The sequence below is a fragment of the Crocosphaera watsonii WH 8501 genome (assembly GCF_000167195.1).
Classification (GTDB): Bacteria; Cyanobacteriota; Cyanobacteriia; order Cyanobacteriales; family Microcystaceae; genus Crocosphaera; species Crocosphaera watsonii.
On the sequence record NZ_AADV02000081.1, the window covers coordinates 1 to 16539 of the forward strand.

Genomic DNA, 16539 nt, shown 5'->3' on the forward strand with positions numbered 1-16539 from the left:
CCCTACCCGTTCTCCAGGGAATCGAACTTCTTCAAGCTTTAATAACTGAAGACAATTTACACCATCGGGATCTTATTTCTATTTTTGATGATGAATCTACGGTCACTGAAGTCTTAGAAAGAAGAAAAGAAATTACCGCCAACCAACTTACATTACTTGGGCAGTTTTTTCACCTTTCTCCCATCAGGTTTTTAGCTGATAAATAAACTTATTTTCAACCTGAAAACGGAAATAATTACATAATCGCCCCTTATTGTTAATCATTTCTTAAGATTTTGTGAACATCAAGTTAGGGATAATAATTAAACTTAGTTTTTAAATTTAGCTGCGATGAACTTAAAAAATTTGTTGAGGCTTTTATAGAAAATTAATTATCATTATTAACCTGACTAATCTGAGTTATCAACCCATACTATTAAGGATAAAACTATGAGCAAAAGAAAAAGAAGAAGAAACCAAAAATCCCCAGAATCAACTATCCAATTATCTCCTTCTACCAAACAGAAACTCTTGTCAGGTCAGCAGAAATCTAAATTGTCTCCAACGGATTCTAACCTTTCTCATTCCAAGGCTTCTGACGAACTTCAATTACTCGAAAAGTATCTTGATTCCGATTCCATTCTCTCAACTCTTAACAAACAATTAGACAAACTAGAACAAGAACTCAATGGTATCAAGAGAATTTACGCTCATGATATTGATCGCTGTCTTCCCTTCCAAAAAGCTAGATGGTTAATTTATGAAGGCATTCTCAATCTAACCGAAACCGTTACCTTCCATGACTATCTTGATGGTAATCTTTTTTCCAAAGATATTGAGGCTAGAAAAAAAATCCGACTCGGAGGACAAATGTTATATCCCAGATTCCGCACTTCAAAATGTAGTATAAAAAAATACATAGTTTTAAAAAGTCCGAAAATCATACCTGGGCAAGAATATTTCTCTTTTCATTAAATTTTTAGGAAAAATAATCAAATTAAGAAGATTTATACTCATTGAAAACTTAGCAAGACTCAGCACAAACGAAGGAGAGTTTCCTCTTCTCATTTGATATCATTAGACTCTTATTCTTTTATTATTTTTGCTTTATCCAATTCAATTTATAGATAATATCTTTGACAAGATGCAGGTAATAAACTCAATATAAAACGCCTTTCTTCTGTTAAATTGACAATTTGTTTAACTCCGTTTAAAATCACATAATGAATACCTTGAAAACATTGAAATATCCACCTCAAAGTCGGACGCAATGTTACTTTCCCTACTTGATTATTTATTCCTTTTTTGACTCTTTTTAAACAATTTCTTAATTCTCTTTGCCCCAAGTTATAAATCAACAAACACAAAGACATTAAAAATAACATTGTTTCTATTCTTTCTGGTTTTTCAACGAAGAAACTATCAGTAAAAAATAAGGGATCTTTCAAAAATCGAAATCCTCTTTCCGTAGATTGCTGGTTTTTATAAGTTATCAGAATTTCACTAGCTTCTAATTTATTTTCCTCTACTAAGTTAGTTGCTAAAATAAATTTTCCTGCTTCTTTAGTCTTTCTACTTAGGGTTTGCTGAATAAAAGCAAAACCCTATTTTTTAAAAGGTTACACCCATATTCGCGATCGCAAAAAAGATCAGCTTTGTCGGCTACAAACCGCTATAATTGGTAGAAACACCTCCCAGTTGTTGGTCAAGAACAAATGTATCGAAAAGAGGAGCAACCTTTACCGCCCCCAGAAAAATTTGAATTACCTTTCGAGGGCAAATTGTCCCCCAATAATCGTTGGGTAATCATGGCAGAGTTGATACCTTGGGATGATTTTGAGGAAGAATATGCTAAACTTTTTTCAGCATAAAAAGGTGCGCCAGCCAAACTATTTAGAATGGCATTAGGGACATTAATTATTAAGGAAAAATTAGGAACAAGTGATAGAGAAACTATAGAACAGATTAGAGAAAATCCCTATCTACAATACTTTATAGGTTTAAATTGTTATCAACAAGAGCCACCACTGGAATCTTCAATGCTAGTTCATTTTAGGAAAAGAATTGATGGAGAATTGATAAACAAAATCAATAAAAAAATAGTAAAAAGAGAAATAGACAAGAGTGATAAAGAAGTAAAAAAAAAGGATTGTCTCCAAGAAAAAGGAGAAAAAATAAAAAATAAAGGTAAACTAATTTTAGATGCGACTTGTGCGCCAGCAGACATCAAATACCCAACGGATTTAGGCATATTAAATCAAGCCAGAATTGAGACAGAAAGAATAATAGATAATCTTTATAAACCATTAAGAGTAAAATTGAGAAAAAAGCCGAGAACTTCTAGAATAATTGCTAGAAAGGAATACTTAAAAGTAGCTAAAAAACGAAAAGTATCTTATCAAGAAAGAAGAAAAGCTATCGGGAAACAGTTAAAATACCTTAAGAAAAATTTAGGAAATATAGAAGACTTAATTCAAGCTGGGGCTTCCCTGGAAAATCTGAGTAAAAGACAGAAAAATTGTCTAGAGACTATCAAAAAAGTTTATGAACAACAACAGTCAATGTGGGAGAATAAGACCCAGAGTGTTCCTCAAAGAATTGTAAGTTTAACTCAACGGCATATTCGTCCAATAGTGAGGGGAAAAGCAGGAAAACCAATAGAGTTTGGAGCTAAACTCTCAGTAAGCTGTGTAGATAACTATGTGTTTCTAGACAAAATAAGTTGGGAAAACTTCAATGAATCTTGTCATTTAAAAGAACAAGTAGAAAAGTATAAAGAAACGTTTGGCTATTATCCCGAATCCGTCCATGTAGATAAAATTTATCGAACTAGGGAAAACAGAAATTGGTGTAAGGAAAGAGGGATAAGAATCAGTGGTCCGAAGTTAGGAAGACCTCCGAAAAATGTCAGTGAAGAAGAAAAGAAACAAGCCCACTCCGATGAATGCTTCCGTAATGCTATTGAGGGAAAGTTTGGACAAGCTAAACGAAGATTTAGCCTAAATCTCGTGATGACAAAACTCCCTGAAACCTCCATTACATCTATTGCTATTACATTTTTAGTTGTCAATCTTTCTAAACTTCTGAGGCAGTTTTTGTCGCTTTTTTTGTCCTTATTTACTAATAATAGAACAAGGGAACTCATCAAACCGCCTTTCATTAATTTTGATTATACTTTAAACAATTTTTATGTACTAAAACTTATTGATTTGTCAGAAAATTCTTGGTCAAAAGTGGCATAAATTTTGGAGAAACTTTTTCAGCAAACCCTATATAATGGTTTGAAGTTTAGCGATCGCAGAATTTGTGAGAAATGCGGGTTAACCATAAAACCGCTCCTTGTTGGTGTCCATGAATAACCGTAATAGGAAGAGATAACATGGTTTGGGTGGGCAATTTGGCAACAGGAATCTCAAAACGACGACTCGTTGCCAAGGGAATTGCTTCTCCTGCAATTTCAAACATTTGAGTTAAGGGGAAAAAGACTTAATATTTAATGCGATCTGTGGTTTTGGCTGTAGCTGCATTCTTTTCAATAAATTCAATAATTTTATCTGCCACATCCACTCCGGTTGCTTTTTCAATTCCTTCTAAACCAGGGGATGAGTTAACTTCCATAATCACCAGACCATGATTGGAGCGCAACAGATCAACTCCTGCTACTTTTAATCCCATAGCGTTTGCCGATCTTACCGCGGTACTACGTTCTTCTGGGGTTAATTTAATACCTTCTGCCTTTCCCCCTCGATGTAAATTAGAGCGAAATTCTCCTTCGGCTCCCTGTCGTTTCATGGCAGCCACCACTTTGTCTCCCACCACAAAACAGCGAATATCAGCCCCCTTGGCTTCCTTGATGTATTCCTGCACCAAAATATTAGCATTTAGCCCTCGAAATGCCTCAATCACAGACTTCGCTGCTTGATAGGTTTCAGCCAAGACAACCCCGATCCCTTGAGTTCCTTCTAATAACTTAATAACGAGGGGCGCACCGCCGACGGTTTCGATTAAACCATCGATATCTTCCGTATCATGGGCAAACCCAGTCACAGGTAAACCAATCCCGTGACGGGCTAAAATCTGTAAACAGCGCAGTTTATCACGGGAACGGGAAATGGCTTGGGACTGATTCACACTAAAAACTCCCATCATCTCAAATTGTCGGACTACGGCTGTCCCATAAAACGTTCTCAACGCTCCAATACGAGGAATAATGGCATCAAAGTTTTCTAAGGGTTGATGGAGAGAGATGATTGAATGTTTATGGGAGGCGATATTTATGTAACAACGAAGATAATTAATCACCTTAATGTCATGACTTCTTGCTTCCCCAGTCTCTTTGAGTCGTTTGGTAGAGTAAAGAGAGGCATCTTCAGATAAGATTGCAATTTTCATAGGTAAATTGAGATTATTTTTTCTGATGACTTTGTAGAAACGATTTCCCAGCATCCACCAGAAACCGTTTCCGAATAGCCTGACGAGGTGTTAATAAGTGGACAAAAATCTGTGTAAACATTATTCAACATCCTTAAATCTAATCATTGTGTTGTGTTAAGCTAAAAGTGAGAGTTCAACAGAAACAGTTCGTCGAATCGAAAATCAAGTTAAAAACCAAGGAGGCTCTGCCATCCGTAAACTTGTTACAAAAAAGTAGATTCAACCTTCTGCAAACAGAAAAAGGAGACTCCAAATTAACCACTGCGCTAATCTTTTTGAGGTTAGCTTTGCGGGCAGCCGCCTTCATCAGCAATGATGATGCTATACCTAGCTTGAGTTTACTCAGTTTTGAGTAGATTTGAGAAGGTTAAATGTTGCACCCAATAACAATTATCTAAGAATCTTATCACTTTAGGGCCGAGTATTAATTTTTCCAACTTAATGATGATTTGCCCACATTTTGACTATCCTTTGTTAGAATCGATATGTCTTGTAATGGTTCATTCCCTGGGAGTTATATCACTTGAATTTCTCAAGTAGTAAGAACCTCTGGGTAATCTTTAAAGACAATTGATACTAATGGAGATAGATAGTCAGAAGTGATGACTGTCATAATTTGGGAAAATTTTCTAATATTTCTAGAATCTGGCGGTTAAATCCAAGTCTAATCGATCTACTCTATTAAGTGCAAATCAATGCAATTGATTCTAGGTGGTGTGAGATGTTAGAACGTTTTTTATTAGCAAGTACAGTAACGTGGTTGCTTTATGTATCCTTACAGTTGGGCCAGTCCCCTGTAACCCCGAATACCATTCATCAAACAGCTAATAGTTTTACTGTTGAGGAGCAAATGGGATCTCCCCATGAACCTCATTTCAGCAAGTTTACAGTTGCTCAAAAGTAGATACTATCCGTAGCAGATGAAGCGGTTATCGTTACCTCACACACCGAAAATTTTACAATAAAATACCAGGGGCAAACTTAAGTTTGCCCTTTAGCATGATATTAATGAAGATCAACTATTTAAAGCCGTTTCATTAGCTTCGATAGCTTCGATTTTGATATAAGGTTTACAATCAAAAGGCTGTATCCCAATGTCTTTATAGTCATCTTTAGCAGGACTGAAAATTCTGGCAAAGCCTTCTGTTAGATACTGGATTAATCCTTGTAACATATCATTAAGTTTCATACGCTGTACCTCCATTGGTAATAAAACAAGTATTAATTTGCTTTCCGCTTTTTCGTTAAAAGAGTATCCTCTCTATTCCTAATTATCTAATAGGAATATTAATTTTTAACTATTTTCTTAATAAATATTGAAATAATAGTTGAGAAAGATGAAGAGATTTCGGAGTACCTGGGAAGAAAAACTAAATAAGTCAAAATACCTCCCTAAGATTAGGAAGGTATGAGTCAAAGGACAAAAAGCTGTGATCCCTTAGAGATCACCACCCCGAAACGCCAACAAAGCGATGACGATAGGGCCAGCAATAACAATCAACCCAACAAAGGCTAATTGGAAAATCGGTTCTAAATTAAGGGCGGCTAATAACTCCATTTATGTTCTCCTAAATCTACCCAATGAATAATATTTAACGGCAAAAAGGCCAAAAAAACCATAGTGCCTGAATCACCCTACCATAGAAGAAGGTTAAAATTGAAAGAGACTCATCAAGACTAAACTAACATTTATGCCAGATTTGTCAAACTCCATCGCCACCCACTACCATCAACGGACAAAATACGATCCCCAAACCATTGCGAGTAAAAACAAGGGTTTGGATTGGTCAAAACAACCTATTCCTTTTAAAACCTATAAAATTGGCAAATCTTACGATCTTACTCCCTATTTATCGGAAAAATTGCCCGATGTTCCCGAAGCTTTACAATGGCGGCGACTGTCACGGCTTTTTGGTTGTAGTTATGGACTAACAGCTAAAATTCCCACTATGGGTACTCCTGTGTATTTAAGGGCTGCCCCTTCTGCCGGGGGACTCTATCCTGCAGAAGTTTATTTAATTTCTCGGGGAACCCCCTTGTTACCCGCAGGACTATATAACTATCAACCTCAAAGTCACAGTTTATTACATTTTTGGGATAATCAAGTTTGGGAGAATTTACAACAGGCTTGTGTTGGCCATGAGGCCCTGGAAAATAGCGAACTAGCTCTTGTCACAACAGCCATCTTTTATCGATCTTCTTGGCGGTATGAAGATCGGGCTTATCGACGTATTTGTTTAGATACAGGTCATTTATTAGGTAATGTTGAATTGGCTTGTGCAATGACCGATTATCGCCCTCATTTAATCGGTGGTTTTATCGATCATCTTCTCAATGATTTATTCTATTTTAACCCCGAAGAAGAAGGGGTAATCACCGTAATTCCTTTGACCGATCTTCTATCAGAGAATAGCGAAGATGTCAAGGAATGTAAACCGACGGCTTTACCTTCAAAAATTAAAACAGATTACCCGGAAGTGTCTGATGGAGATTTGTTATATTATTTCCATCGAGCTACAGAAATTCAAGAATTAGAGGGAAATGAAGTTAAAGAAATAGGAAAAACTACCGACAGTGTAGAAGATAAATATAATTTTCCCTTTTGTTTAAAAGTTTCCACAGAAACCTCAGCTATTGACTGGGGCAATAACTTAGATTACCTGGAAAGAACCATTTTAAAACGACGTTCTACACGGGCTTATACAGGGGAAGAATTAAGCCTAGATGAATTAAAAGCTTTATTACATTTTACCTATCAACCTCAAGATTATGTCACCCAAGGATTTGATAAACATCCTGACTATTTTGATTTGAGTTTGATTGAAACCTTTGTGGCGGTTTCTGGGGTAGAAGGCTTAGAAGCTGGTTGTTATTATTATGCCCCCAAAGCACAAGAATTAAGACAAATTCGTTTTACAAACTTTCGTCGTGAGTTACATTATCTCTGTTTAGGACAGGACTTGGGAAGGGATGCCGGAGCAATTATTTTTCATACCGCAGACTTAGAAAAGGCAGTTGAAAAATACGGCGATCGCGTCTATCGTTATTTACATTTAGATGCAGGTCATTTAGGACAAAGATTGAATTTAGCAGCTATACATCTTAAGTTAGGGGTGAGTGGAATTGGAGGATTTTTTGACGATCAAGTGAATGAAGTTTTAGGCATTCCTGAAGATGAAGCGGTTATTTATATAACCACTTTAGGAAGGCCTAAATATCAATCTTTAGGTTAATTATTGTCAAATAGTCTGAAAAAGTTAACAAATCCCGTTAATGCACCAATGGGAGCAAATATGGTGGTTAAGGTATCGGAAGCAGCCGTTAAGAAGTTGCGATTGACAATAACTACATCGTTATTCTTGAGAATTGGGTTATCTCCTTCTGTAATATCTTGGGCAAAATCAATATCAATATCTCGTCTGGTTACCGTTCCGTTGGGATTTAAACGAACTAACTCAATGGTAGCACCGTTAGCCCGTCGTTTATCAAAACCGCCGGCCGCTAAAATTCCTTGATTCAAAGGAGTATTGGGAGGAATTTCAATATTTCCTGGACTCCTAACCTCTCCCACCACACTAACCCTCATAGATGCAGGGGCAAAACTGGCGTTTGCAAGGGGTTCTGATTCCTCTGATGGCAAACTTGCTGCCGTGGGAATAACAATGGTATCCCCCTCTTGTAAAATAATATCCTCTTCAATGTTGCCCGTTTCTAGTAAATTCCAGAGATCGATGGCAATGATTTGTTGGGAACCATCTCGATTGTAGCGACGTAGTTCAACTTGGCGAACATCCGCTAAGGGTTTAATTCCACCAGCTAATTGAATGGCAAAAGTCAGTCTGGGGGGTTGTCGACGAATGTTTCCCTGGGAACCACTTACAGTGTTACTCTCTGGGATAACACGATAGGAACCTGGACGATATACTTCCCCAACCACAGCAACGTTAATTTCCTGGTTCGCACTCAGACCAAAGTTAGCATCAGAGAGGAGTCTGGTTTCCCCTATATCGATGATTTCTTGGGTGGGAATAATGATTTCATCCCCGTCTATCAGGGTAACATCTTGTTTCAGTTGACCTTTCTTGGCTAAATCCCAGAGATTTAGGGTTAAAGTCAGGGTTTCTCCTTGAAATTGCCGTTTAATTGTCACATTGTCTAGATCCGCTACGGTGGTGAGTCCTCCAGCTTGTTGAATGAGTTGAGTGACAGTGGGAAATTTTTGTCCTCCTTCAATGGGAAGCAGATAGGAACCTGGATTATTGATTTCTCCTGCGATCGCTAATTTTTAGGGACGAGGTGAGACTAAACCAACGGTGACGGAAGGACGCTTAACATATTGGCGGTATTGTTGGGTCAAAAATTCTGTTAATTGGGTTAAAGTTAGTCCTTGGACGGGAAAAGTGCCTAATAAGGGTACGAATAGGGTTCCATCCACGAGGATTTGATATTCTCCACTAAAGTCTCCCACGGGAAGCACTGTTACTCTAATAACATCTCCGGCACCCAAAGTATATTCTGTTTCTGTCGATAGTTCAAAACCTTGATTTCTCAAGTCTGGATAAGGTTCTAAAGGGGGTATGGGGTCTAAAACCGATGGTTGACTTCTTCCTGGAGAACACCACAGTAATGAGACCATTATCCAGTTCAGACTGATTAGAAGAGGAAATAACCCTCTATATTGACCAACTTTTTTGACCATAGGTTTACTTTTTTACTCACTCACTCTCAAGATTCTAACTGATGAGACTCCATTTAGGGAAATTGAACTACCCCAAATGCGCGAAGTTGGGGATTCTTTACACGATAAAGAATCGTCTTGGAGCGCGCCATTTGCCCCTCTAATACCTCTCTCTTTTCAAAAAGATTGGCTTTACTTTTACGGCCAATATTAGCAGAACCATTTATAACATCTCAGTAAGATATTGAGGGTGATTATTTTTAATGGACGCTTCGCGGTTTATATTTTGGTCGGTCATTCATGAGGTCGCGGATTTGTCGTCGTAGGGCAAATCATTCGAGCGACCGTCCCCACCTTGTAGAAGGATGGGGTATTCTGCCCGACATTAGGATAAAGTTTATATTCCCCAATATCCAGAGAAATCTCGAATCAATTATAATTTAAGAGACTTCTAGAGTTTTTACCCCGGTAATAAAATGGAAACCGACCAAAATAGATGGTTAGAAATTGGTACAATTGTTGCTCCAAAAGGACTCAGAGGAGAATTAAAAGTCTTGTCGAGTACGGATTTTCCTGAAAGATTTAAAAACCCAGGAAAACGATGGTTAAAATCACCTCAAAATGCTTCTCTTGAACCCATTGAATTAATAAGTGGTAAACCCGTTGCCGGAAAAAATATCTATATTGTTCGCTTACAAGGAATAGAAAACAGAAATCAAGCAGAAAACTTACGAGGTCATAAGCTTTTAATTCTTGATGAAACTCCTCCTAAATTAAGTGAAGAGGAATATCATGTTTCACAACTGATTGATTTAGATGTCTATGACCAAAACACAGGAAAAATGATCGGTAATGTGGTAGATATTTTTTCGGCAGGACACGATTTATTAGAAATAAAATTAATAACTGATACAGAAACAGAAGTTAAGCACAAGAAAGAAAAAAAAGTATTCGTACCCTTCGTTTATGAGATTGTTCCCGTGGTAGATTTAGAACAGCATAAAATAGAGATTAATCCCCCAATAGGTTTATTAGACCTTGCGCATTAGTGAAAAATTAAGAATAACTTTGCAATTGACCCGAACAACAAGCGGTCATAACAGGTTATAATGCAGTTTTGAGCAAATTGTATCAACTAATGTTAAGGAGGAAGCCATTCCTGAGCAATTAAACCTAACCGTGAGTTTAAGGGGAACTCATGAGGTTAAAGGTAACTACCAAATTTTCCGATTAACTGGGCTATTAGATGCCTTTTCTGAACCCGTATTTAGCAAAGTTGTTAAGCAGTATATTGAAGAAGGGCCATACAATATAATTTTGGTGCTTTCTCAAATCGATTTTATCGATAGTTCGGGACTAGGGGCATTAGTACAGTTAGTCAAACAAGCCCAAAACAAGGACGGCACTTTACAAGTAGTCACTAACCCAAGGGTGACTCAAACGGTTAAACTGGTGCGTCTGGAAAAGTTCTTATCCCTACAAACAAGCCTAGAAGATGCGATCGCTAACTTGAAGAAACCGAAAAAATAGTTAGAATGGATAATCAACCTATTGTGGCTCAGAGTAATCCTCGTCATCCAAGCCAATGAGTCAGAGTCGTCCTGGGGTCTATTTTCAAGTCATGATGGCGGCAAAAGACTACGAGACAATAGATCGATTGTCCCCTGCCTTTTTAGCCTACATTGGCGATGCTGTTTACGAACTGTATGTGAGGACTTGTTATTTATTGCCTCCGCGCAAGGTTGGGGTTTATCATAACCAAGTGGTTGCACAGGTTAGGGCAGAAACCCAAGCTAAAGCCCTACAAAAATTAACCCCGTTATTGACGACAGTTGAACAAGATATTGTCCGCCGAGGGCGCAATGCAGCAACTGGTTGTCCCCGTCGTCTCAAACCAGAAATTTATCAACAGGCCACCAGTTTAGAAACATTAATTGGTTATCTTTATTTACGAGATACTGAACGCTTAAGTGAACTCCTCAACATCCTTATTACCTGAATCATACTATGTCTAATAAACCCATTCCCCGAAGCGATCGCCGTTCCTCAAAGAAACCTAGATTTTCGGGTAAGAAAAGCGTTGTTATTTCTAGTCCCCAACCCAGAGCAAATACACAAACCGAACAAAGCGATGACGATCTCATTTATGGTCGTCATTCTGTTCTAGCTGCCCTAGAAAGCGATCGCCAGTTAAATCGTATTTGGATCACCAATAGACTGCATTACGATCCTCGCTTTCACAACCTCATCCAAGCTTCAAAGGCCAAAGGTGCAGTGATTGATGAAGTTTCGGTACAAAGGCTTTCTCAGATCACCAATGGGGCTAACCATCAAGGTGTTGCTGCTCAAGTTGCACCCTATAATTATCATGACTTAGATGGCTTAATTGCTCAGGCTAAAGCTAACAGCGATGAACCAGTAATTGTCATTGCCGACAGTATTTCCGATCCCCACAATTTGGGGGCAATTATTCGCACAGCAGAAGCTTTAGGGTGTCAGGGGATGATTATCCCACAAAGACGGGCGGCTGGTGTCACTTCGACGGTTTCTAAGGTTGCGGCCGGGGCGTTAGAGTCGTTTCCTGTGGCAAGAGTGGTTAACTTAAGTCGTGCCTTGGAAACCTTAAAAGCAGAGGGTTTTTGGATTTATGGAACGGTTTCTGAGGGAGGAAAACGGTTACAAGACTTTAATTTTAGGGGTGCTATTGGTTTAGTTATTGGTTCAGAAGGTAGCGGTTTAAGTTTGTTGACGCAACGCTGTTGTGATGAGTTAGTTTCTATTCCTTTGGGGGGAAAAACTCCTAGTTTAAATGCTTCGGTTGCTGCTGCTATTAATCTTTATGAAATCTATCGTCAACGATGGTCAGAAAAAGTTTATATTAAGTGAAAAGTTAACAGTGAGCAGTTAGCAGTTATGATTTCTGCTCAAAAACTCTTGCTGAGCAAAAAAGAATAGTAGATTTGGTTAATTCTGAACAAATAAAATTTTCAGAAGCAGAGTCTTTGCTAAAGCAAATTAGCAACAAAGTTCATGAATGTTATTAATTCTTTTGTCAATAGAAAATCTGGCGTTGCATCATCACGGGATGATCTGAGATTTTATTCTAGTTTTTTTATTGGTATGATCAATATGTTAAGGGTGTAAAAGTCAATATGATTACGTTTGAAAATGCACTAGAGATCGTCAGTAAACTCCCCAGAGAACAACAAGAAATGTTGATTGAAATTGTCAGAAAACGGATGATTGAAGCTCGAAGACAGGAAATCATGGAAGAATCCCAAGAAGCTTTAACAGAATATCGAACGGGTAAGCTACAAGGGATGTCAGCTACCCAAGCGATCGCTGATTTGCGTCATTATTTACAAGATAATAAGGATGAATGAAACAATTAATTCTAACTTCACGGTTTAAGCGATCATTAAAGAAATTCATGCAACGAAACCCTGTGTTACAGAAACAAGTCGAAAAAACTTTATTAAAAATGCAGGAGGATGTATTTGCACCTAGTTTGATGACTCATCGCTTAAAGGGTCAGTATGAGGGACTACGCGCTTGTTCTTGTGGATATGATTGTCGAATCATCTTTTCTCTGGAAAAAAATCAGCAAACCAATGAGGAGGAGATTGTTTTACTGAATATTGGAACACATGATGAGGTTTATTAAAATAAGCAGGACTCTCTAAAGCTTTTTATAGATGAATTCTGATCTATACTATGCAAATAATAAACGTCCTTTAGGTTTAGGGATAGTTCGTCCTAATTGTTGTGCGGTTTCTATCCATTCTTGAATAACAATTTCAGCATTTTGTACAGCTTCTTGATAGCTTTCTCCATCGGCCATACATCCAGATAATTCTGGAACTTCAACAATAAATGCTTGATCTTCTTCACTCCAGTAGATAATTAGTTCATAACGAATGTTCATCTTAACCTCCTAATTTATACTTTAAAATCAGATTACGAATTTGTTTTACTTGATAGCTTTTTGCTTTTCCTTATTTGGGTTGCAGATTCAAAATTTCTTCAATTCCTTCTTTGGTAAAAATGTGATGACTCCCTCGTATTCTTTCATCAAAACCAAGTTGTTTAAGAAGTTGACAAAGTTGTTCAAAAGGAATATTAGCATCAGCATTACCCAAAAGAATTTTAGTTAATAATTTATCTTGTTTACTCATTAACTTGATTGGGGATCAATTCATGAAACCTTAAATTAGCAAGCGATGAAAACAATAAACATCCTTTTAGTTTAATTATAAGTCATCACTCACTGAAATAGTTGTGGTACAATAGTTCTAGGTTGAATATCAACCATTAACGATACAAACTATAGTTAGAGAAAATAGATAAGATGTATCTTAAAGATATTTTACTAGAAAATGTTGCTTCTATTGATTTTTTAGATGTTACTTTACCTTTTAATGATGATGGAACACCACAACCTATTATTATTGTTGGGGTAAATGGTTCAGGAAAAAGTATTTTCTTATCTTATATTGCTGATGCTTTAGTTGATTTTGCTAAGACAGCTTATCGTGATATTGTACCTGGACATTCTCCTATAGGAATAGGATCACCTTATTTTAAAATATCTGGAGGAATTAATCAAAAAATTGGTTCACAATTTAGTATTGGTTTACTTAAATTTATAGCTAATGAAAAAACTTTTTGTTATTGCGATCATTCAGGGAATGTAGACCATACATTCTATATAGATAAAATTAAAAATAGATTTCAAACAATTCTATCATCGGATATAAACAGAAATGAAAAAATAATCGGTCCTAAAGATAAACAATTTTTTGAGACTTGTTTCTATCAAAATGTTTTTTGTTACTTTCCACCTAACCGTAACGAGTTTCCCCATTGGTTAAACCGTCAAGGAATTAATCAATCTCTTTCTTTTAAACTAGATCAAAAATTTAATGGAATTCTAAATAAACCTATCTATATAGATAGCAGTTTAGAGGAAAACAAAGCATGGATACTTGATGTTTTTTTAGATTCAATGATAGATTTTGAAGGAATTATAAATCAAGATAATAGAATAACTAACTTTTAATTACTTTCTAATCAAATTAATCATAAACTTATTCTCAAAAAAAGTAGAGAAAACGTCGAGAAAATTTTACAGTCAATTTTTCAAGATAACTCAATTAAATTAGCCGTTAACTATAGAAATGATAGTCATTCTAGATTATGTCTCACTAAACAAGGTAAAATTTTTATTCCTAGTTTAGATAATTTATCTTCTGGTCAATCTATTTTATTTAATCTGTTCGCGACGATTATTCGCTATGCAGATAAAGCAGATATTAATAAAAGTATTCAATTAGGTCAAATAGAAGGCATTGTTATTATTGATGAAATTGATGTTCATTTACATTCCGATTTACAGTATGAAATTTTACAAAAACTAATTAAATTATTTCCTAAAGTTCAGTTTATAGTTACAACTCATTCACCTTTATTTATTTTAGGAATGGAAAAAGAATATGAAGGAAAAGGATTTACAATAATTGAAATGCAAAAGGGAGAAACAATAACAACTGAAAGATTTTCTGAGTTTAAAAATTCCTTTGACTATTATAAGAAAACCAAAGCATTTGAAGATGAAGTAAAATCGATTGTTGACAACTATAATCCTTCTAATGTGAATTCCAATAATAATTTACTCCAAGCAAGTATTTGGACTGAAGGAAAAACAGATATTAAACATTTAAAAGCTGCGTTAAGATGGTTAAAAGAAAAAGGTGAAACTTATAATGTTGAGGTAGATTTTCACGAATATCGAGATCCATGTAGTAGTCAACTTCTTGAAATGTGTAAACAGTTTTGTAAGAATAAGCAAGATATTCCCATAATTGCAATTTTTGATCGAGATGAACCTAACATAATGAAAAATATTCATGATGATTCTCAAGGTTTCAAAGATTGGGAAAATGGTGTCTATTCTTTTGCGTTACCTATCCCTAAGCATCGTGAAAATAAAGAGATTTGTATCGAACATTATTATCGAGATTCAGAAATTCAGACCATAGACAATGATAAGAGAAGACTCTTTCTAAGTGACGAGTTTCACCCAAAAAGTGGTAAACATTTATCTAATCCTCAATTAAATACTACTGATAATAAATTCAAATCTAATCAACTAAAAATAATAGACAATAAAGTTTTTGATTCTGAAAATAATAATGTGGCATTGTCAAAAGATGCTTTTGCAACCTATATCTACGATAAAGAAAAAGGTTTTAATGATTTTGATTTTAGCGCATTTAAAGAAGTTTTTGAAATAATTAAAAAAATTTTGAATTGTCACTATCAAAGATTTAGATAATTTGCAGGAGTAAATCAATGAATAATCAATATAGTATCATTATTCAATGGTCAGATGAAGACCAAAAATATGTAGTTAGTTTACCCGAATTTGGTCCCTATGCTCACACTCATGGTAATAGTTATGAGGAAGCTTTAAAAAATGGTCAAGAAGTGTTAGAACTTCTAATCGAAGATTATCAAGCTAGAAATAAACCTTTACCGAAACCAAGTAATTTTAAAATAATACTCGAAGTTTGATCTTTATAATAATTTATTAATAAAGTCTGTAGGGTGGGCAAATGCTTAATACAAAAGATTATGATACTTAACAAATAAATTTGCCCACCGTCCCCATGTTTAATGATCTAGATGGTGATGGTGGGCAAGTATTTAATTCCTTAATTAGGGTTTGCTGAAAAAGTTTCTCCAAAATTTATGCCACTTTTGACCAAGAATTTTCTGACAAATCAATAAGTTTTAGTACATAAAAATTGTTTAAAGTATAATCAAAATTAATGAAAGGCGGTTTAATGAGTTTCCCTGTTCTATTATTAGTAAATAAGGACAAAAAAAGCGACAAAAACTGCCTCAGAAGTTTAGAAAGATTGACAACTAAAAATGTAATAGCAATAGATGTAATGGAGGTTTCAGGGAGTTTTGTCATCACGAGATTTAGGCTAAATCTTCGTTTAGCTTGTCCAAACTTTCCCTCAATAGCATTACGGAAGCATTCATCGGAGTGGGCTTGTTTCTTTTCTTCTTCACTGACATTTTTCGGAGGTCTTCCTAACTTCGGACCACTGATTCTTATCCCTCTTTCCTTACACCAATTTCTGTTTTCCCTAGTTCGATAAATTTTATCTACATGGACGGATTCGGGATAATAGCCAAACGTTTCTTTATACTTTTCTACTTGTTCTTTTAAATGACAAGATTCATTGAAGTTTTCCCAACTTATTTTGTCTAGAAACACATAGTTATCTACACAGCTTACTGAGAGTTTAGCTCCAAACTCTATTGGTTTTCCTGCTTTTCCCCTCACTATTGGACGAATATGCGGTTGAGTTAAACTTACAATTCTTTGAGGAACACTCTGGGTCTTATTCTCCCACATTGACTGTTGTTGTTCATAA

Annotated in this window: 17 protein-coding genes and 6 pseudogenes; 14 read left to right on the plus strand and 9 right to left on the minus strand. The window is 36.0% G+C overall.

Annotation, left to right across the window (positions count from 1 at the left end; genetic code table 11):
- Window positions 1–206: pseudogene (locus CWATDRAFT_RS21475) on the plus strand (transcriptional regulator); the annotation flags it as partial.
- Between the two features lie 223 nt (window positions 207–429).
- The gene (locus CWATDRAFT_RS21480) at window positions 430–954 is read left to right on the plus strand and encodes a hypothetical protein (RefSeq protein WP_007307003.1); all 525 of its coding nucleotides are present in this window, start codon (window positions 430–432) and stop codon (window positions 952–954) included.
- Between the two features lie 146 nt (window positions 955–1100).
- Here CWATDRAFT_RS21480 and CWATDRAFT_RS21485 read toward each other — a convergent pair.
- Window positions 1101–1565 (minus strand): annotated as a pseudogene (locus tag CWATDRAFT_RS21485) (IS1634 family transposase); the annotation flags it as partial.
- A 129-nt stretch (window positions 1566–1694) separates the two neighbouring features.
- Between CWATDRAFT_RS21485 and CWATDRAFT_RS21490 the strand changes: the two are divergent.
- A pseudogene (locus CWATDRAFT_RS21490) lies at window positions 1695–3221 on the plus strand (IS5-like element ISCwa2 family transposase).
- Between the two features lie 46 nt (window positions 3222–3267).
- Here CWATDRAFT_RS21490 and CWATDRAFT_RS37515 read toward each other — a convergent pair.
- The 4 genes from CWATDRAFT_RS37515 to psb30 all read right to left on the minus strand — a co-directional run bounded on the left by CWATDRAFT_RS37515 (window position 3268) and on the right by psb30 (window position 5971).
- Window positions 3268–3444 (minus strand): hypothetical protein, encoded by a 177-nt coding sequence (locus CWATDRAFT_RS37515; protein ID WP_021831578.1) that lies wholly within the window; start codon window positions 3442–3444, stop codon window positions 3268–3270.
- A gap of 21 nt (window positions 3445–3465) precedes the next feature.
- A complete protein-coding gene (gene rimK / locus CWATDRAFT_RS21495; protein ID WP_035828141.1) occupies window positions 3466–4371 on the minus strand; it encodes a 30S ribosomal protein S6--L-glutamate ligase in 906 nt (301 codons plus the stop codon).
- Between the two features lie 1057 nt (window positions 4372–5428).
- Window positions 5429–5602, minus strand: a complete 174-nt coding sequence (locus CWATDRAFT_RS21510) for a hypothetical protein (RefSeq protein ID WP_007312090.1) — start codon at window positions 5600–5602, stop codon at window positions 5429–5431.
- 249 nt (window positions 5603–5851) lie between these two features.
- Complete coding sequence (gene psb30 / locus CWATDRAFT_RS34325) at window positions 5852–5971, minus strand: photosystem II reaction center protein Ycf12/Psb30 (protein ID WP_007307018.1); 120 nt, start codon at window positions 5969–5971, stop codon at window positions 5852–5854.
- Between the two features lie 133 nt (window positions 5972–6104).
- Between psb30 and CWATDRAFT_RS21515 the strand changes: the two genes are divergently transcribed.
- The gene (locus CWATDRAFT_RS21515) at window positions 6105–7646 is read left to right on the plus strand and encodes a SagB/ThcOx family dehydrogenase (protein WP_007307005.1); all 1542 of its coding nucleotides are present in this window, start codon (window positions 6105–6107) and stop codon (window positions 7644–7646) included.
- On the opposite strand, the pseudogene CWATDRAFT_RS40225 reads toward CWATDRAFT_RS21515, so the two are convergent.
- Window positions 7643–9112: pseudogene (locus CWATDRAFT_RS40225) on the minus strand (SLBB domain-containing protein). The gene CWATDRAFT_RS21515 and the pseudogene CWATDRAFT_RS40225 overlap by 4 nt on opposite strands.
- Before the next feature lie 455 nt (window positions 9113–9567).
- On the opposite strand from CWATDRAFT_RS40225, the gene rimM reads away from it, so the two are divergent.
- The 6 genes from rimM (at window position 9568) to CWATDRAFT_RS21555 (ending at window position 12755) form a co-directional block, all read left to right on the plus strand.
- On the plus strand, window positions 9568–10140 hold the full coding sequence (gene rimM / locus CWATDRAFT_RS21530) for a ribosome maturation factor RimM (protein ID WP_007307006.1): 573 nt from the start codon (window positions 9568–9570) through the stop codon (window positions 10138–10140).
- Between the two features lie 130 nt (window positions 10141–10270).
- The gene (locus tag CWATDRAFT_RS21535) at window positions 10271–10621 is read left to right on the plus strand and encodes an STAS domain-containing protein (RefSeq protein ID WP_007307007.1); all 351 of its coding nucleotides are present in this window, start codon (window positions 10271–10273) and stop codon (window positions 10619–10621) included.
- A 55-nt stretch (window positions 10622–10676) separates the two neighbouring features.
- Entirely contained in the window at window positions 10677–11090 is a 414-nt protein-coding gene (locus CWATDRAFT_RS21540; RefSeq protein WP_007307008.1) for a Mini-ribonuclease 3, read from the plus strand.
- 8 nt (window positions 11091–11098) lie between these two features.
- Window positions 11099–11977, plus strand: a complete 879-nt coding sequence (rlmB, locus tag CWATDRAFT_RS21545; protein WP_007307009.1) for a 23S rRNA (guanosine(2251)-2'-O)-methyltransferase RlmB — start codon at window positions 11099–11101, stop codon at window positions 11975–11977.
- A gap of 266 nt (window positions 11978–12243) precedes the next feature.
- Entirely contained in the window at window positions 12244–12474 is a 231-nt protein-coding gene (locus tag CWATDRAFT_RS21550) for a hypothetical protein (RefSeq protein WP_007312093.1), read from the plus strand.
- Window positions 12471–12755 carry a type II toxin-antitoxin system RelE/ParE family toxin gene (locus tag CWATDRAFT_RS21555; RefSeq protein ID WP_035828136.1) on the plus strand — a complete coding sequence of 95 codons (285 nt, stop codon included), beginning with the start codon at window positions 12471–12473 and terminating at the stop codon, window positions 12753–12755. The genes CWATDRAFT_RS21550 and CWATDRAFT_RS21555 overlap by 4 nt, the downstream gene beginning before the upstream one ends.
- Before the next feature lie 48 nt (window positions 12756–12803).
- Here CWATDRAFT_RS21555 and CWATDRAFT_RS21560 read toward each other — a convergent pair whose 3' ends face one another.
- Entirely contained in the window at window positions 12804–13016 is a 213-nt protein-coding gene (locus CWATDRAFT_RS21560) for a type II toxin-antitoxin system HicB family antitoxin (RefSeq protein ID WP_007307015.1), read from the minus strand.
- A gap of 70 nt (window positions 13017–13086) precedes the next feature.
- Window positions 13087–13266 carry a type II toxin-antitoxin system HicA family toxin gene (locus tag CWATDRAFT_RS21565; protein ID WP_007307014.1) on the minus strand — a complete coding sequence of 60 codons (180 nt, stop codon included), beginning with the start codon at window positions 13264–13266 and terminating at the stop codon, window positions 13087–13089.
- A gap of 173 nt (window positions 13267–13439) precedes the next feature.
- Between CWATDRAFT_RS21565 and CWATDRAFT_RS21570 the strand changes: the two genes are divergently transcribed.
- The 4 genes and pseudogenes from CWATDRAFT_RS21570 (at window position 13440) to CWATDRAFT_RS21580 (ending at window position 15664) form a co-directional block, all read left to right on the plus strand.
- On the plus strand, window positions 13440–14150 hold the full coding sequence (locus tag CWATDRAFT_RS21570) for a hypothetical protein (RefSeq protein WP_007307010.1): 711 nt from the start codon (window positions 13440–13442) through the stop codon (window positions 14148–14150).
- 30 nt (window positions 14151–14180) lie between these two features.
- Window positions 14181–14552 (plus strand): annotated as a pseudogene (locus CWATDRAFT_RS41930) (AAA family ATPase); the annotation flags it as partial.
- An 18-nt stretch (window positions 14553–14570) separates the two neighbouring features.
- Window positions 14571–15425, plus strand: coding sequence for a hypothetical protein (locus tag CWATDRAFT_RS21575; RefSeq protein WP_007307011.1), 855 nt, complete (start codon window positions 14571–14573; stop codon window positions 15423–15425).
- A 17-nt stretch (window positions 15426–15442) separates the two neighbouring features.
- Entirely contained in the window at window positions 15443–15664 is a 222-nt protein-coding gene (locus CWATDRAFT_RS21580; protein WP_007307012.1) for a type II toxin-antitoxin system HicB family antitoxin, read from the plus strand.
- 175 nt (window positions 15665–15839) lie between these two features.
- Here CWATDRAFT_RS21580 and CWATDRAFT_RS21585 read toward each other — a convergent pair.
- Window positions 15840–16539: pseudogene (locus CWATDRAFT_RS21585) on the minus strand (IS5-like element ISUnCu10 family transposase); the annotation flags it as partial.

Excerpts from the sequence above, each read along its gene's own strand:
- CWATDRAFT_RS37515 (WP_021831578.1), bottom strand. The coding sequence starts at position 3,444 with ATGTTTGAAATTGCAGGAGAAGCAATTCCCTTGGCAACGAGTCGTCGT.
- CWATDRAFT_RS21555 (WP_035828136.1), top strand. The coding sequence starts at position 12,471 with ATGAAACAATTAATTCTAACTTCACGGTTTAAGCGATCATTAAAGAAA.
- CWATDRAFT_RS21575 (WP_007307011.1), top strand. The coding sequence starts at position 14,571 with ATGGAAAAAGAATATGAAGGAAAAGGATTTACAATAATTGAAATGCAA.
- CWATDRAFT_RS21565 (WP_007307014.1), bottom strand. The coding sequence starts at position 13,266 with ATGAGTAAACAAGATAAATTATTAACTAAAATTCTTTTGGGTAATGCT.
- CWATDRAFT_RS21580 (WP_007307012.1), top strand. The coding sequence starts at position 15,443 with ATGAATAATCAATATAGTATCATTATTCAATGGTCAGATGAAGACCAA.
- CWATDRAFT_RS21510 (WP_007312090.1), bottom strand. The coding sequence starts at position 5,602 with ATGAAACTTAATGATATGTTACAAGGATTAATCCAGTATCTAACAGAA.
- CWATDRAFT_RS21560 (WP_007307015.1), bottom strand. The coding sequence starts at position 13,016 with ATGAACATTCGTTATGAACTAATTATCTACTGGAGTGAAGAAGATCAA.
- CWATDRAFT_RS21515 (WP_007307005.1), top strand. The coding sequence starts at position 6,105 with ATGCCAGATTTGTCAAACTCCATCGCCACCCACTACCATCAACGGACA.
- CWATDRAFT_RS21550 (WP_007312093.1), top strand. The coding sequence starts at position 12,244 with ATGATTACGTTTGAAAATGCACTAGAGATCGTCAGTAAACTCCCCAGA.
- psb30 (WP_007307018.1), bottom strand. The coding sequence starts at position 5,971 with ATGGAGTTATTAGCCGCCCTTAATTTAGAACCGATTTTCCAATTAGCC.
- CWATDRAFT_RS21570 (WP_007307010.1), top strand. The coding sequence starts at position 13,440 with ATGTATCTTAAAGATATTTTACTAGAAAATGTTGCTTCTATTGATTTT.
- rimM (WP_007307006.1), top strand. The coding sequence starts at position 9,568 with ATGGAAACCGACCAAAATAGATGGTTAGAAATTGGTACAATTGTTGCT.
- rimK (WP_035828141.1), bottom strand. The coding sequence starts at position 4,371 with ATGAAAATTGCAATCTTATCTGAAGATGCCTCTCTTTACTCTACCAAA.
- CWATDRAFT_RS21480 (WP_007307003.1), top strand. The coding sequence starts at position 430 with ATGAGCAAAAGAAAAAGAAGAAGAAACCAAAAATCCCCAGAATCAACT.
- rlmB (WP_007307009.1), top strand. The coding sequence starts at position 11,099 with ATGTCTAATAAACCCATTCCCCGAAGCGATCGCCGTTCCTCAAAGAAA.
- CWATDRAFT_RS21540 (WP_007307008.1), top strand. The coding sequence starts at position 10,677 with ATGAGTCAGAGTCGTCCTGGGGTCTATTTTCAAGTCATGATGGCGGCA.